The following is a 15645-nucleotide window of genomic DNA, read 5'->3' on the forward strand; positions in this document are numbered from 1 at the left end:
ACAAAACGGGGCCGACAACAGTGCGTGAACGCATACCGGATACACCGTCAGTTCCCCTGCTCCACCAGCGGGTTGGGCAGCTCGGCCCACTGGTCCCCGGGGGTGCCGGGCGAGAGCCGCATCAGCGTCAGCGCCTTCGCCGGCAGCGGCCGCTCGCACAGTGCCACCAGATCGGGGGTGCGCGGCAGATCCCGTACGGCCGTGCCGAGCGCCGCCCCCAGGGCCGTACCGCTGCCCGCCGTCGCCGCCAGCGACCCCGCCACCAGCGAGCCGAACAGCTTGCGCCGCAGCGCCGACTCGTCGTCGGTGAGGATCCGCGCGGGCAGATCGGCGGGCAGCGCGACGCCGTGCCGGGCCAGCCGGGCGGGGCAGACGCGGATGTCGGCGAGATCGCGGTAGACCAGCCGCAGCGGCGCCCCCGACGCCGACACGACGAGCAGCAGATTCTGCCCGTGCGCCTCCAGCGCCACCCCCAGCTCCAGCAGCCGCAGCCCCACGGTGAGCGCGAGCCGGGCGAACTCCGCCGTCCACGCCGCCGACGCGGGCAGGCCGGTGCCGGCGAGCGCGGCCACCGGGACGACATGCTCGCCCGGACCCGCGTACACCGCCGGCGACTCCCGCAGCACGGCGGCGAGTTCGGGGGAGTCGGGGGTGGCCGCGCCGAGCGTGCGCGTGATGTGCAGCAGGCCGTCCGTGCGCGCGGCGAGGGTCTCCGCGAACGCCGACAGGGCCGCCGAGGAGGCGACGGACCCCACCGAGATGTCCCGCACCGAGGACGTCAGCCGGGCGCTCAGCGAGGTCTTCACATGCGGCCCGCCCGGCAGCGCCAGCGTCCGCAGCGACATCAGCGGACGCGCCGGCACCTCCCCGGCCTCCTGCCCGCCGGACCGCTTCAGGACATGCGCCGCCTGCCACGGATGCACCGGGATCAGCAGCCGCTCCCCGTCCCGCAGGTCCGTCGGCCACACACCCGACACCAGGCACTCCCCGGCCGGCACCGGCACCAGCCCCAGCCGCACCACCGGCCGGTGCTCCGGACCGTACGCCAGCTGCTCGGCGACCGAGAAACCGGGCCGGGAACGGCAGTTGGGGTGATACGGATGCCCGTCCACCACCCGCTGCTCCCACTCCCAGTCGTGCGCCGGCCACCCCGGTGCCACGGGCTCCTGCGCGGCCCGCGACAGCGCGAGCGAGGCCGCGCTGTGCCCCAGCTCGGCGGCGAAACCGCTGCCGTGGGGCACCGCCAGCGCCGTCATCAGACGCGCCGGATCGTCGTACGCCACCGCGTCCAGCCGTACCTCGGTCACATACCCGGCGGTCGCGTACGGGTCGGCGCGCGGGCCGTGCAGCCGACGGCCGTCCGCCAGCCGCAGCACGAGCGCGTCCCGGCGGGCGTCCCGGCCGGTGATCCACGGCAGCGGCTCCTGCGCGAGGGCCCGCCACAGCCGGGTCAGCACGGCCGCCCGGGCGCCGGGCAGCGCGGCGGCGTACCGGGCGACGAGATCCGGACGCAGCGCGGAGAGTTCGGCGGCCACCTCGGCCTCGGCGGTGGGCGGTCGGTCCACGGGTGGGCTCCTCGGGGTGCGGGTACGTGAGTCACGAAGGGGGCCGCGACGCCAGCGATACTGATCGTCTCCGCCCAGAAGAACCGTAGGGAACGAGTGCAACGCGTGGACCTCATCCCCCCGCCCGCCGAGGCCGCCCGGCCCGCCGACCCCGCCGTGGACGACGGCCGGGCCGACGCCTGCGCGGTCGCGCCGCTGCTCAACTGCCTCCTGAGGGAGGTGGCCGAGCCGCTGCCCGAGCCCCCCGGGCCGGACGGCGGGCGCGTCTACCGGCTGCCCGGCACCGGCCGGCTGCTCCGGGTGCGCGGCGCGCGCCGCCCCGCCGGACCCGAGCTGCGCACGGGGGACACCTGGGAGCCGCTCGGCCACGCCGAACTCGTCAAACTGGTCGCGGAGGAGCTGCGCCGCCACACCGGCCTCTCCAACCACGAGCTGCCCATCGAGATGACCGACAGCCGGGACGCCGTCGCCGCGCTGCTCGCCGCACGCGCGCGGGCCACCCCGCCCGCCGGCCGCTATCTGCTCTCCGAGCAGTCCCTCGTCACCGGTCACCCCCACCACCCCGCCCCCAAGGCGCGTGGCGGCGGCCCGGTGGCCGGCTGGCTGCCCTACGCCCCGGAGGCCCACGCCCGCTTCCCCCTGGTCCTCCTGGCCGTCCGCGAGGACCTGGTCGTCGAGGAGGGCGACACCTGCGCCCTCGACGCCCTCGGCGCGGCCCCGGCCGGCTACCGGCTGCTGCCAGCCCACCCCTGGCAGCTCGACCTGACGGCCCCGGAACTGGCCCCCGCGTTCGCCGACGGCCGTCTGCTGCGGCTCGGCACGACCGCCTTCGACGCCTGGCCGACGGCCGCCGTGCGCACCCTCTACGCACCCGGACACGACCTGTTCCTGAAGTTCAGCCTCGATGTGCGCATCACCAACGACGTCCGCCGGCTGTGGCGGCACGACCTGCTGAAACTGCGCCGCACCGACACGGCCGTCACCCGCGCCTTCGCCGCCCTCGACGGCCCGGCCGCCTGGCTCAGCGACCGCGGCTACCGCACCGCGTCCTTCGCCTTCGAGGAACTCGCCGTCCTCATCCGCGACGGCCTCGACGGCCCGCTGCTGCCCGGCGCCACCCCGCTGCTCGCGGCGGGCCTCACGGAGGGGTTCACGGGCAGCCCGCTCGACACCGCGACGGACCCGGCGGCCTGGTGGGAGGCGTATCTGCGGGCCGTCGTGCCGCCCGCGCTCACGGTCTTCGCCGAGCACGGCGTGGTCCTGGAGGCGCACCTGCAGAACACCCTGGTCGCCGTCGACGCGGCCGGTGTGCCGGTGCAGGCGCTGTTCCGGGACGCCGAGGGCGTCAAGCTCCTCGCGGACGTCGAGCGGGCGGCCGGCTGGGAGCGGCTGGTGTACTGCCTGGTCGTCAACCACCTCGCCGAGATCGCCGCCGCCCTCGCCGAGCGGCACCCCGGCCTCGACCCCTGGCCCGCCGTCCGCCGCGAGCTGGCCCGCCACGACCTGCCCGAGGCGCACGCCCTGCTCACCGCCCCCACCCTGCCCGGCAAGACGAACCTGCTGCTGCGCTGGACCGGCGCGGACGGCGCGGACGCCCGCTACCTGCCGCTGCCGAACCCGCTGGCCTGTACATGATCTGAATTAAGGTGGGGCGTGTGCTGCGCGAAGTGACTGCCGTCCGATACGTGACCCCGCTGCGGTCCGGCGGCTCCGTACCCGGAGTCGTCGAGGCCGACGACCTGGGGACCTACGTCGTGAAGTTCACCGGCTCCGCGCAGGGCCGCAAGGCGCTGGTCGCCGAGGTGATCGTGGGCGAGCTGGCCCGGGCACTGGGGCTGCGCTTCCCCGAGCTGGTCCTGGTCCACTTCGACCCGGCGATCGCCGACGACGAGCCCCACCAGGAGGTGCGCGACCTGCACGGCGCGAGCGCGGGCCTCAACCTCGGGATGGACTACCTCCCGGGCGCGAAGGACTTCACACCGGAGGCGGCGAAGACCTTCCCGGTGGATGCGCGGGAGGCGGGGAAGGTCGTCTGGCTGGACGCCCTCACGGTCAACGTCGACCGTACGGTCCACAGCTCCAACCTGATGATCTGGCCCACCCTCGGCGTCGTGCCGCCGCGGCTGTGGCTGATCGACCACGGCGCCGCCCTCGTCTTCCACCACCGCTGGGACGCCTCCGACCCCACCAGGGCCTACGACTTCCGCCACCACGCCCTCGGCCACTACGGCCCAAACGTGCGCGCCGCCGACGCGGAGCTCGCGCCGAAGGTGACCCGGGAGCTGCTGCGGGACATCGTCGCCGAGGTCCCGGACGCCTGGCTGCTCGGCGAGGAGGGCTTCGCGACGCCGGACGACATCAGGGCGGCGTACGTGGACTACCTCCACGCGCGCGTGGAGGCCTCCGCGGCCTGGCTCCCCACCGCCTTCCCGTCGCGGGAGGAACTCGCCGCCGAGGAGGCCCTCCGGGCGGCACGTACCCAGCAGGGCCGTCCGGGCTGGCTCAAGCGGGTCCCCGACCTGCACGGCAAGCCGGCGGCGGAACAGGATTGGTCGGTGCACCTCGGATGAGTGACCAGCAGCCCGTTGACCAGCAGCGCGTCGAGATCGAGTACTGCACCCAGTGCCGCTGGCTGCCGCGTGCCGCCTGGCTGGCGCAGGAACTGCTGACGACGTTCGAGACCGAGCTGACGGAGCTCGCGCTGAAGCCGGGCAAGGGCGGGGTCTTCGTCGTACGGGTGAACGACGAGGTGGTGTGGGACCGCCGGGAGCAGGGCTTCCCGGAGCCGACGGCGGTCAAGCGGCTGGTCCGCGACCGGGTGGCCCCGGGGAAGCCCCTGGGCCACTCGGACCGCGCGGCGGACGTCAGCCCCTGAGCTGCTCGTAGGCGGGCAGGGTGAGGAAGTCGACGTAGTCCTGGTCGAGCGCGACCTCCAGGAACAGGTCGTGCGCCTGCTGCCAGTGACCGGCGGCGAAGGCCGCCTCGCCCAGCTCGGCGCGGAGGGCGGCGAGCTCCTCGGCCGCGATCTTCCGGGCCAGCTCCGGGGTCGCCTTCTCGCCGTTCTCGAACTCCACGCCCGCGTTGATCCACTGCCAGACCTGCGAGCGGGAGATCTCGGCGGTGGCCGCGTCCTCCATGAGGTTGAAGATGGCGACGGCGCCCAGGCCGCGCAGCCAGGCCTCGATGTACCGGATGCCCACCTGCACGGCGTTGACCAGACCCGGGTAGCTCGGCCGGGCGTCCAGCGAGTCGACCGCGATCAGCTCGGCGGCCTCGACCCGGACGTCCTCACGCAGGCGGTCCTTCTGGTGCGGCCGGTCGCCGAGGACCTTGTCGAAGGACTCCATGGCGATCGGCACCAGATCGGGGTGGGCGACCCAGGAGCCGTCGAAGCCGTCACCGGCCTCCCGGTCCTTGTCGGCGCGGACCTTCTCGAAGGCCACCTTGTTGACCTCGGGGTCCCGGCGGGAGGGGATGAAGGCCGCCATGCCGCCGATGGCGTGCGCGCCGCGCTTGTGGCAGGTGCGCACGAGGAGTTCGGTGTACGCGCGCATGAACGGGGCGGTCATCGTGACCTGGTTGCGGTCCGGGAGGACGAACTTCGGCCCGCCGTCCCGGAAGTTCTTCACGATGGAGAACAGGTAGTCCCAGCGGCCCGCGTTCAACCCCGAGGCGTGGTCGCGGAGTTCGTAGAGGATCTCCTCCATCTCGTACGCGGCGGTGATCGTCTCGATGAGGACGGTGGCGCGGACCGTGCCCTGCGGGATGCCGACGTACTCCTGCGCGAAGACGAACACGTCGTTCCACAGGCGGGCTTCCAGGTGCGACTCCGTCTTCGGGAGGTAGAAGTACGGGCCCTTGCCGAGGTCGAGCAGCCGCCGTGCGTTGTGGAAGAAGTACAGGCCGAAGTCGACGAGGGCGCCGGGGACCGGGCTGCCGTCCCCGTCGACCAGGTGCCGCTCGTCGAGGTGCCAGCCGCGCGGACGCATGACGACCGTCGCCAGCTCCTCGTCCGGCCGCAGGGCGTAGGACTTGCCGCTCGCCCGGTCCGTGAAGTCGATGTTCCGGGTGTAGGCGTCGGCCATGTTGACCTGGCCCAGGATCACGTTCTCCCAGGTGGGCGCGGAGGCGTCCTCGAAGTCCGCGAGCCAGATCCGCGCCCCCGAGTTGAGGGCGTTGATCGTCATCTTGCGGTCGGTGGGGCCGGTGATCTCGACCCGGCGGTCCTCCAGGGCGGGCGGGCAGGGCGCCACCCGCCAGGAGTCGTCGGCGCGGATCGCGGCGGTCTCCGGCAGGAAGTCGAGCGTGGAGGTGCGGGCGATCTCGGCGCGGCGCTCCGCGCGGCGGGCGAGGAGTGCGTCGCGGCGCGGGGTGAACCGCCGGTGCAGCTCGGCCACGAAGGCGAGGGCGGCCTCGGTGAGGACCTCCTCCTGCCGCGGCAGGGGCTCGGCGTCGACGATGGCCGGCGGGGACGGCGCTGGTGCGGACATGAACGTCACTTCCTTCAGCGAGCGTGGCACCGGGTGCCCTGGTGAAAGTGGATACTAGTTTCCTCATCGTGGAAGTTCAATGGTTTGTTGATCTCAGGGCGCCTCCGGGTCGGGGCCGAGCCGGACCAGATCCCCGGGGGTGTCGATGTCGTACGGCAGCCCGGCGTCACCACACTCGACGAGGACGATCTCGGCCGAGTGCGCCTTCAGATAGACGCGCGCCCCCTGGTCGCCCCGCGCGCCCTCCGCCACTCCCGCCCAGTGGGCCGCACCGAACAGGACGGGATGCCCGCGCACCCCGTCGTAGGCCGCCGCGGCCAGCGACCCCTCGCCCTCGTACGCGGCGAGCACCCGGGCCGTCGCCTCCGTTCCGATGCCCGGCTGGTCGACGAGCGACACCAGCGCCGCCCGCGCCCCCGTCCCGGTGAGCGATTCCAGCCCGGCCCGCAGCGAGGAACCCATACCTTCCTCCCACCCCGGGTTCTCCACCAGCACGCACCCCTCCAGCCGCGCCCGCTCCCGTACGGCCTGGGCGGCGGCCCCCAGGACCACGTGCACGCGCGTGCAGCCGGCCGCCCGCAGCACCCCCACCGCATGCTCCACCAGCGGCCGTCCCCGGTGCGTCAGCAGCGCCTTCGGGCGCCCGCCGAGCCGCCGCCCGCCCCCGGCCGCGAGCACCAGCCCGGCGACCTCGTCCCTGTCGTACGTCATGGATCCTGCATACCGCACGCGGCCGGTGACGCGCGGATCACGCTGTGCAGCAACTCGGTGACGCAGCGGACTGGCGCCCGCGGCCCGAGGTGGCGTTAACTGGGCGCCCGCATCGTCCGGGGCCCGACCGGCACCCGGTGCGGGAGCATGCACGCGTACGACGGGGTGCGAGGGGGAGGACTGCGGTGCGGAGCGTGGAGCAGAGGCCTGTGACCGGCACTGACAAGGACCCACGGGTGGTGGAGCTGCGCTCCGCCGTGTCCCGGCTGCGCCGGGAACTCGCCGCGCACCCAGCGGAGTTCCGGGACCGGGACATCGCGGAGGAGGAACTCGCCGCCCTGGCCGCGATGGCCGCCGGCGGCGCCCCCGAGATACCGCGCCTGCGCCGCTCGCTGCTTCTGATCGCCGGAGCGATCGGCTCGGTCAGCGCCCTCGCCCACGGCCTCACCCAGGTCCGCAGAGCAGTCGACCTGTTCGGCGAGCCGCCGCGCGGCTGAGGGGTCCGGGGCGGGGTGATCCGGCGCCCGGGCCGCAGACGCGCCGCCGTGCGGCTGAAGGCGCCGGGGCCGGTAGAGCCGGTCGGAGCCGGTCGGAGCCGGTCGGGCCGGTCGGAGCCGGTCGGGCCGGTCGGAGCCGGTCGGGCCGGTCGGAGCCGGTCGGGCCGGTCGAGCCGGTCGAGTCCTAGGCCACCGGGCCCGAGTGGGTCAGGGCCTGGGAGAGGTCGGCGGCCACCTGTTGGAGGACCGGGACGATGTGTTCCGTCGCCGCGTCCGTGACGCGGCCCGCCGGGCCGGAGATGGAGACGGCCGCCGCGGTGGGGGAGTCGGGGACGGACACCGCGAGACAGCGGACGCCGATCTCCTGCTCGTTGTCGTCGACCGCGTAGCCGGCGCGCCGGACGTCCGCGAGGGCCGCGAGGAATCCCTCCGGCGTGGTGATCGTCTTCTCGGTCGCGGCCGGCATGCCCGTCCGGGCGAGCAGCGCACGCACCTCGGCGTCCGGGAACCCCGCGAGCAGCGCCTTGCCCACCCCCGTGGAGTGCGGCAGCACCCGCCGCCCCACCTCGGTGAACATCCGCATCGAGTGCTTCGACGGCACCTGGGCCACGTACACGATCTCGTCCCCGTCGAGCAGCGCCATGTTCGCCGTCTCCCCGGTCTCCTCGACCAGACGGGCCAGATAGGGGCGCGCCCAGGTGCCGAGCAGCCGGGACGCCGACTCGCCGAGCCGGATCAGCCGCGGACCGAGCGCGTAGCGGCGGTTGGGCTGCTGCCGGACGTACCCGCAGACGACCAGTGTGCGCATCAGCCGGTGGATGGTGGGCAGCGGCAGCCCGCTGCTCACGGACAGCTCGCTCAGCCCGACCTCGCCGCCCGCGTCCGCCATCCGCTCCAGCAGGTCGAAGGCGCGCTCGAGGGACTGGACCCCTCCGCCGGCGGACCGGGCGGAGTCGGAGGTGCTGGCGCTCGACGTCGGCACGGCGCGTTCCTTTCGACACGGGCGGGAGGAGCTGAAGCGTCTCTAATCAGCTAAGCGATCCTATGCGAGACCTGGTGTCTGGCATGGGTTGTGTCCACCGTGGTGGGGTGGCGTGGGCGTGCAGGTGGAAGCCTGCGCCCAGTGCTGCCCCTTGGGGCCGGTGTCGGCGGGTGGTGGGTGTGCTGATCGTCGTCACGCCCTGGTGCCGGTGGGCTGCGCGGGGCAGCCGGATCCGGCCCGTGTGAGTGTGTCCCTCCGGACGCTTGCCCGCCGGTCCTGAGGGGCCGGTGGGGGAGGGTGCCCTGCGTCGCCTGGGCGCGGGGCGTGGGCTGGTGCGCCGGGTGGGCCCGGTCTTGGACCGGTCCCGGCGGGCTGGTGGGGTGGCCGGTTCGACCACGGCGGTGGCTTCGAGCTTGTCGACCACGCTGCGGATGGTCATGGTGCCGCTTGTGCGGTCGGTGACGGTTCTGCTTTGGTGGGTGAGTCCGCGAGCGGCGATGCGCTGCCATGCTCCGGTGTCGCGGTCGCCCTGCCAGCCGCACTGCGGGTTGGGGCAGATGGCCCATGTCCAGCCGGGGGTGGTGGGCCGGTCGGGGGCCTTGCGGTGGCGCAGCGGGACGAGGCAGCGGGGGCAGTGCCATGAGGTGCCCCGGGCCGGGACCGTGACCACGGCGATGCCCGCTTCGGCGGCCAGGTGCCGCATCTGGTTCACGATCTGCCCGCGGACCTGCTGGGACAGCCGGGTGTTGAGGGTGCGGCCCATGCCCCGGGCCTGAAGCGAGCGCAGGTCCTCGACGTAGATCACACTCACACCCGCGGCGAGAGCCTGGTCGACCGTCCAGCGGGCCGCGGACCGGGCGAGCGCGTCGTTGAGGTTCGAGCGCCGGTCGGCCAGGTGCCGGAACTCCTCGGCCAGCACGGCATACCTGCCGGACAGGCGGTGCCCGTCGGTGTCGCCGATGAGGCGCTGGTAGTGGCCGGTCTTGGCGTGCAGGTACTCGCTCTCGCGGCGCAGCCGGTGCTGCTTGGCCAGTACTCCGGCGGCCCGGAACTGGGCACCGGAGCCCAATGCGGTAATCGTCCCGTTGCCGTGGAGGCGGACAGGGCCCGCGCTGAGCAGGGTGTTCAGTCCCCAGTCCACGCCGAGCGCGCTCGTGTGCCCGGTGCGCCGGGTGGCGGGTACGGCGTGGGTGTGGGCGAGGTCGGCGTGGATGCGGCCGGAGTGGATGCGCAGGGTGGGCAGGTGCAGCACCGCGCCGGGCGGGACGGTCGGCGGCAGCTTGATCGGGCAGGCCACCCACGTCCAGTCCGCGTACGAGCGCGGGTTGGGGCGGGTGGGCAGCTGTAGCCGCAGCAGTGCCCGGCCCGGATCGTCAGCGCGTGCGATCGACGCCTGCTGGCCGTCACACGCCGACAGCAGCAGCATCCGCGCCGCCCGGGGTGCGGCCTCCAGCTCGAACACATCGGCCGGCATGCGGCCGTGCTTCGTACCGAACGCGGCGATCTGCCGGGTCCGGGACCTGACCACACCGGACGGCAGATGCTTCCCCTCGGGGGCCGCCTCACGGACGGCATCCCACTCGCCCGGGGTCCGCCTCGCCGGAGCGGCGGGCCACGTCGCGAGGATCCCGGCGGTCAGATCGGCCCGCCACTTCACCGACCGCAGCACACGCCCGGCCTGCTCCTGAGCCATCCGCACGACCCGGTCGTTGACCCGGACGCCCTCGGGCGGGCTGATCGCCCAGCCCAGACGCCGCAACGCCATCCATGCCTGCGACGGCAGCCCGCGGCCCCCGGCATCCGCCCCCGAGGCCAGCAGGTCGACATCGGCCGTATTCCAGTGCTCCGCCAGCAACCCGGCCGCCATGCCGGACACCAGATCCGCCGTCCAGCCCACCCGCTCCGCCACGGCCGTGGCCGACAGCACCTGGCCCGTCTTCTCCACCACACCCGTACAAAGCAGACCACGAGCACACGCCGTGCGGGCCGTCTCACCCTCACCCAGCGGCAGTCTGCGGCTCACCGGCCCCCCTTCCCTCACCCGTGGTGCTGTCATCCGATCAACGACACACCCGCGAAAAGGTCACCCATTCGATCCACGCACTCACACACGACACCTATCCCGGACACGCCGGTCGGTTGACTCCCCGGTCGTGCGTAGCTACGTTCTGATCACTGGAATTCTATTTCCACTTTATGGAAACTTCCAGAGTGGCGGCGGTGGAGGCACCCTGGAGGCGGGGCGCCCTTGACGCTCGCGAGGCGGCGGGGAAGACTCCTTCAACAGAACGTTGAATTCCGTTACGCGGAAGTAAACGGCGGCAGAGAGGGGTCCGGGTGTCCGACGCTGAACTGGTGCTGCGCTCGACGCGCGTCATCACCCCCGAAGGGACGCGCGCCGCCTCGGTCGCCGTCTCCGACGGGACGATCACGGCCGTGCTGCCGTACGACGCCCCCCTCCCCGCGGGGGCCCGACTGGAGGACCTCGGCGACGACGTCCTGCTGCCCGGCCTGGTCGACACTCATGTGCACGTCAACGACCCCGGCCGCACCCACTGGGAGGGCTTCTGGACCGCCACCCGCGCGGCGGCGGCCGGCGGCATCACCACCCTCGTCGACATGCCCCTGAACTCGCTCCCGCCCACCACGACCGTCGACCACCTGCGCGTCAAGCGGGAGGTCGCCGCCGACAAGGCGCACATCGACATCGGCTTCTGGGGCGGCGCCCTGCCCGGCAACGTCAAGGACCTGCGCCCCCTGCACAACGCCGGTGTCTTCGGCTTCAAGGCGTTCCTGTCCCCGTCCGGCGTGGAGGAGTTCCCGCACCTGGACCAGGACGGACTGACCCGCTCCCTGACCGAGATCGCCGGCTTCGGCGGCCTGCTCATCGTCCACGCCGAGGACCCGCACCACCTCGACGCCGCCCCGCAGCAGGGCGGTCCGCGCTACGCCGACTTCCTGGCGAGCCGCCCCCGCGCCGCTGAGGACTCGGCCATCGCCACCCTGATCGACCGGGCGAAACGCCTCGACGCGCGCGTGCACGTCCTGCACCTTTCCTCCAGCGACGCGCTGCCGCTGATCGCCGCCGCCAAGGCGGAGGGCGTGCGCATCACGGCCGAGACCTGCCCCCACTACCTCACCCTCACCGCCGAGGAGGTCCCCGACGGCGCCAGCGAGTTCAAGTGCTGCCCGCCCATCCGCGAGGCCGCCAACCAGGACCTGCTCTGGCAGGCGCTCGCCGACGGCACCGTCGACTGCGTGGTCACCGACCACTCCCCGTCGACGGCCGACCTGAAGACCGGCGACTTCGCGACGGCCTGGGGCGGCATCTCCGGCCTCCAGCTGAGCCTCGCCGCGGTCTGGACCGAGGCCCGCCGACGCGGGCACGGCCTGGAGGACGTGGTCCGCTGGATGTCGGCGAACACCGCGCGGCTCGTGGGCCTGGACACCCGCAAGGGCGCCATCGAGGCGGGCCGCGACGCCGACTTCGCCGTCCTCGCCCCCGACGCGAGCTTCACCGTCGACCCGGCCGCCCTCCAGCACCGCAACCGGGTCACCGCGTACGCCGGCCGGACCCTGTACGGCGTCGTGCGGTCGACCTGGCTGCGCGGTGAACGCATCGTCGCGGACGGCGAGTTCACCGCACCGCAGGGCGCCCTGCTCACCCGCACCCCCTGAGCGCACCCGCACCGGCCGATCCCGAAAGGCACACCCCGTGGCAGCGATACCGACGTTCACCGGCGACGCGAACCCCTACGGCGGCGGCGACCCGTACGCGGACTACCGCACCGCCGAGTTCTCCTTCACGGACCTCGCCGACCTCGCCGACCGGCAGCTCGGCGCCGCCGTCGTCGCCGCCAACGACGAGTTCTTCGCCGAGCGCGAGAACCTGCTCCTGCCCCACCGCGCCGCGTTCGACCCCGAGCGCTTCGGCCACAAGGGCAAGATCATGGACGGCTGGGAGACCCGCCGCCGCCGCGGCGCCTCCGCCGGCCACCCGTGGCCCGCCCCCGAGGACCACGACTGGGCCCTGGTCCGCCTCGGCGCCCCCGGGGTGATCCGCGGGATCGTCGTCGACACCGCCCACTTCCGCGGCAACTACCCGCAGGCCGTCTCGGTCGAGGGCACGTCCGTCCCGGGCGCCCCGTCCCCGGAGGACCTCCTCGGCGACGACGTGAAATGGACGACCCTGGTGCCGCGCACGCCCGTCGGCGGCCACGCGGCGAACGGCTTCGCCGTCTCCCTCGAACAGCGCTTCACGCACCTGCGCGTCAACCAGCACCCCGACGGGGGCATAGCCCGCCTCCGCGTGTACGGCGAGGTCGTCCCGGACCCCGCATGGCTGGAGCTGCTCGGCACCTTCGACGTCGTCGCCCTGGAGAACGGCGGCCGGGCCGAGGACGCCTCGAACCGCTTCTACTCACCCCCGTCGAACACCATCCGCCCCGGCCGCTCCCGCCAGATGGACGACGGCTGGGAGACCCGCCGGCGCCGCGACCAGGGCAACGACTGGATCCGCTACCGGCTGGTCGCCCAGTCCCTGATCCGCGCCGTGGAGATCGACACGGCGTATCTGAAGGGCAACAGCGCCGGCTGGGCATCGGTCTCGGTCCGCGACGGTGACGAGGGGGGCTGGACCGAGATCCTCCCCCGCACCCGCCTCCAGCCCGACACCAACCACCGCTTCCCCCTCCCCACCCCCACCGTCGCCACCCACGCCCGCGTGGACATCTACCCCGACGGCGGGATCTCCCGCCTGCGCCTGCACGGCTCCCTCACCGAAAAGGGCACCAACCACCTGAAGGCCCACCACCGCGAACTGAACGGCTGACCCTCCGACACCGCGACTGTCCTGCCCCCGCCCCGACCTGCCGACCGCCCGCACCAGGGCCCAGCCCGGGGTCTGGCGTCCTGCCCCCGGTCTGCCGACCGCCCGGACGGGGGTCGGGCCGGGGCCTGGCGTTCTGCCCCCCGGGCCAGCCGCACCGCCATGGTGCCGTCGGTGTCCCGGTCGCCCCCGGTCGCGAGGGCCACCTTGTCGGGCAGGGTTCCGTAGGCCGTTGTCATGGGTCCATCCCACCGGTCGTCCCACGGGCGCGCCGGCGGGCAACGGACGCCGGCCTCAGCTCACACGCGCCGAGCGGAACTCTTCCCTCCGCCTCCCGCGTTCTCCCTCCGTGACCCTTCAGCAAGAAATCGTCGGCAACGCCATGCAGATGGCGGTCGTCCACCTCGCCCCCGGCCAGACCGTGTACTGCGAAGCCGGAAAGTTCCTGTTCAAGACCACGAACGTGAGTATGGAGACCCGCCTGGGCGGCCCGTCCGGCAGCAACGGCGGCCAGCCTCAGAACGGCGGCGGCAGTGGCGGCGGCATGGGCGGCATGCTCCGCCAGGCCATGGGCACCGCCCTGCAGGTCGGCCAGCGCGCCCTCGCGGGCGAGTCGCTGGCGTTCCAGTACTTCACCGCCCAGGGCGGCGAGGGCACGGTCGGCTTCGCGGGTGTCCTCCCGGGCGAGATGCGCGCCCTGGAGCTGAACGGCACACGCGCGTGGTTCGCCGAGAAGGACGCCTTCGTCGCCGCCGAGTCCACCGTCGAGTTCGGCATCGCCTTCCAGGGCGGCCGCACCGGCATGAAGGGCGGCGAGGGCTTCGTCCTGGAGAAGTTCACCGGGTACGGCACGGTGATCATCGCCGGCGCGGGCAACTTCATCGACCTGAACCCGGCCGACTTCGGCGGCCGCATCGAGGTCGACACCGGCTGCGTGGTCGCCTTCGAGGAGGGTATCCAGTACGGCGTCCAGCGCGTCGGCGGCCTCAACCGCCAGGGCCTGATGAACGCGGTCTTCGGCGGCGAGGGCCTCTCCCTGGCCACCCTGGAGGGCAACGGCCGCGTCATCCTGCAGTCCCTCACCATCGAGAGCCTCGCCAACGCCCTGAAGAAGGCCCAGGGCGGCGACAAGCAGGGCCCGACGGGCGGACTGTTCTCGACGAACGCGGGCTGAGCGCGGACGCGGCGATGAGTTGCGGGCTCCCGCGGGGTCTGAGGTGATGACAACGGACCCCGCACGAGAAAGCAGGCACCCGCCATGGGCAAGCTCGTCTCCACCATCTTCGTCACCCTGGACGGCGTCTACCAGGCCCCCGGCGGCCCCGAGGAGGACACCCGGGACGGCTTCGCGCACGGCGGCTGGAGCTTCGCGTTCGCCGACGAGGACTTCGGCGGCTTCGTCGACGAGGTCTTCGAGGGGGTCGGGGCGTTCCTCCTCGGCCGCCGGACGTACGACATCTTCGCCTCGTACTGGCCGAAGGTGACCGACCCCGCCCACCCGGTGGCCGGCAAGCTGAACGCCCTGCCGAAGTACGTGCCCTCCTCGACCCTGACCGACCCGCGGTGGGCCGGCACCACGGTCCTCGGCGGCGACCTCGCCCAGGAGGTCACGGCCCTGAAGGAGACCACCGACGGCGAGCTCCAGGTGCACGGCAGCGGCGCCCTCGTCCGGTCGCTGCTCGCCCTCGACCTCGTCGACACGCTCCATCTGCTGACCTTCCCGGTGGTCCTCGGCACCGGCCTGCGCTTCTTCGCCGAGGGCGCCGTCCCGACGGCGTTCCGCCACACCGCGGGCCGCATCACGGGAAAGGGTGTCTCCATCCAGACGTACGACTTCGCGGGCCGTCCGAGCTACGGCTCCTTCGGCCCCCCGGAAGAGGCCTGACACACGCGGCCGTCCACCTTCCCGTCGGCTCCGCCGGGCCCGGTCGGGGGCGTCGACCCCCCTCCCGGAACACATCCCTCCCCGGCCTCGGGCACCCGGCCCGCGAAGTTAATTCGCGGAAAACTCATGGGACGTGACGGGAAAATCTCCGGAGTTGTCATTGACATGCCATGGTCTACGCGCGTCATCATGAAGCCATGAGATTCCCCCCACGTATCACCCGCGTCGGCGCCGCGGCAGCCGTGCTGTCCGCCCTCCTGGTGGGCGGCGCCGTCACCGCCACGCCCGCGGCCGCCGCGGTCGGCAGCATCTGTTACAGCGATCTGCCGTCCCAGGCGTACGACACGCTCGAACTGATCGAGCAGGGCGGTCCGTTCCCGTACTCGCAGGACGGCAGCGTCTTCCAGAACCGCGAAGGCGTCCTGCCGAGCCGGTCCACCGGCTACTACCACGAGTACACCGTGAAGACCCCCGGGTCCTCCACGCGCGGCGCACGCCGCATCGTCACGGGTCAGCAGTACGAGGAGGACTACTACACCTCCGACCACTACGCGACCTTCGACCTGATCGACTACGACTGCTGAGTCCCCCCACGGACCAGCCCTAGGAGCGGCGCACCCCCTCGCCCCGCGGCCCCCCCCACGCACCACGGCCGCGGGGCGAGGCATGTCCGCCCGCACCCGCGTC

At 73.3% G+C, this 15645-nt stretch carries 14 protein-coding genes; 9 read left to right on the top strand and 5 right to left on the bottom strand.

Annotated elements, in window-relative coordinates; all coding sequences use genetic code 11:
- Window positions 1–47 precede the first annotated feature (47 nt).
- Window positions 48–1565, bottom strand: a complete 1518-nt coding sequence (locus ACYQ8Q_RS35780) for an IucA/IucC family protein (protein ID WP_460070800.1) — start codon at window positions 1563–1565, stop codon at window positions 48–50.
- Window positions 1566–1661: 96 nt separating this feature from the next.
- On the opposite strand from ACYQ8Q_RS35780, the gene ACYQ8Q_RS35785 reads away from it, so the two are divergent.
- Genes ACYQ8Q_RS35785 through ACYQ8Q_RS35795 form a run of 3 tightly spaced genes read left to right on the top strand, consistent with a single transcriptional unit; the run spans window position 1662 to window position 4440 of the window.
- Window positions 1662–3200: an IucA/IucC family protein gene (locus ACYQ8Q_RS35785; protein WP_460070801.1), complete on the top strand. Its 1539-nt coding sequence runs from the start codon at window positions 1662–1664 to the stop codon at window positions 3198–3200.
- A 20-nt stretch (window positions 3201–3220) separates the two neighbouring features.
- The gene (locus ACYQ8Q_RS35790) at window positions 3221–4135 is read left to right on the top strand and encodes a HipA family kinase (RefSeq protein ID WP_460070802.1); all 915 of its coding nucleotides are present in this window, start codon (window positions 3221–3223) and stop codon (window positions 4133–4135) included.
- Window positions 4132–4440 (top strand): Rdx family protein, encoded by a 309-nt coding sequence (locus ACYQ8Q_RS35795; RefSeq protein WP_460070803.1) that lies wholly within the window; start codon window positions 4132–4134, stop codon window positions 4438–4440. Before ACYQ8Q_RS35790 ends, ACYQ8Q_RS35795 begins: the two co-directional genes overlap by 4 nt.
- Here ACYQ8Q_RS35795 and aceB read toward each other — a convergent pair.
- A complete protein-coding gene (aceB, locus tag ACYQ8Q_RS35800) occupies window positions 4430–6055 on the bottom strand; it encodes a malate synthase A (protein ID WP_460070804.1) in 1626 nt (541 codons plus the stop codon). The genes ACYQ8Q_RS35795 and aceB overlap by 11 nt on opposite strands.
- Window positions 6056–6148: 93 nt before the next feature.
- Entirely contained in the window at window positions 6149–6766 is a 618-nt protein-coding gene (locus tag ACYQ8Q_RS35805) for a nucleotidyltransferase family protein (RefSeq protein WP_460070805.1), read from the bottom strand.
- A 209-nt stretch (window positions 6767–6975) separates the two neighbouring features.
- On the opposite strand from ACYQ8Q_RS35805, the gene ACYQ8Q_RS35810 reads away from it, so the two are divergent.
- Window positions 6976–7263, top strand: coding sequence for a DUF5955 family protein (locus ACYQ8Q_RS35810; protein ID WP_460070806.1), 288 nt, complete (start codon window positions 6976–6978; stop codon window positions 7261–7263).
- Between the two features lie 184 nt (window positions 7264–7447).
- Here ACYQ8Q_RS35810 and ACYQ8Q_RS35815 read toward each other — a convergent pair whose 3' ends face one another.
- Window positions 7448–8245 carry an IclR family transcriptional regulator gene (locus ACYQ8Q_RS35815; protein ID WP_460070807.1) on the bottom strand — a complete coding sequence of 266 codons (798 nt, stop codon included), beginning with the start codon at window positions 8243–8245 and terminating at the stop codon, window positions 7448–7450.
- Window positions 8246–8291: 46 nt separating this feature from the next.
- On the bottom strand, window positions 8292–10193 hold the full coding sequence (locus tag ACYQ8Q_RS35820; RefSeq protein WP_460070808.1) for a zinc ribbon domain-containing protein: 1902 nt from the start codon (window positions 10191–10193) through the stop codon (window positions 8292–8294).
- A gap of 389 nt (window positions 10194–10582) precedes the next feature.
- Here ACYQ8Q_RS35820 and allB point away from each other — a divergent pair, with 389 nt between their 5' ends.
- The 5 genes from allB to ACYQ8Q_RS35845 all read left to right on the top strand — a co-directional run bounded on the left by allB (window position 10583) and on the right by ACYQ8Q_RS35845 (window position 15542).
- Window positions 10583–11923 (top strand): allantoinase AllB, encoded by a 1341-nt coding sequence (gene allB, locus ACYQ8Q_RS35825; RefSeq protein ID WP_460070809.1) that lies wholly within the window; start codon window positions 10583–10585, stop codon window positions 11921–11923.
- 37 nt (window positions 11924–11960) lie between these two features.
- Window positions 11961–13076 (top strand): allantoicase, encoded by a 1116-nt coding sequence (alc, locus tag ACYQ8Q_RS35830; RefSeq protein WP_460070810.1) that lies wholly within the window; start codon window positions 11961–11963, stop codon window positions 13074–13076.
- A gap of 346 nt (window positions 13077–13422) precedes the next feature.
- On the top strand, window positions 13423–14247 hold the full coding sequence (locus ACYQ8Q_RS35835; protein WP_460070811.1) for an AIM24 family protein: 825 nt from the start codon (window positions 13423–13425) through the stop codon (window positions 14245–14247).
- An 84-nt stretch (window positions 14248–14331) separates the two neighbouring features.
- Window positions 14332–14958: a dihydrofolate reductase family protein gene (locus ACYQ8Q_RS35840; protein WP_460070812.1), complete on the top strand. Its 627-nt coding sequence runs from the start codon at window positions 14332–14334 to the stop codon at window positions 14956–14958.
- Between the two features lie 197 nt (window positions 14959–15155).
- The gene (locus ACYQ8Q_RS35845) at window positions 15156–15542 is read left to right on the top strand and encodes a guanyl-specific ribonuclease (RefSeq protein ID WP_460070813.1); all 387 of its coding nucleotides are present in this window, start codon (window positions 15156–15158) and stop codon (window positions 15540–15542) included.
- Window positions 15543–15645 lie beyond the last annotated feature (103 nt).

The organism is Streptomyces sp. YKOK-I1 (genome assembly GCF_054660435.1).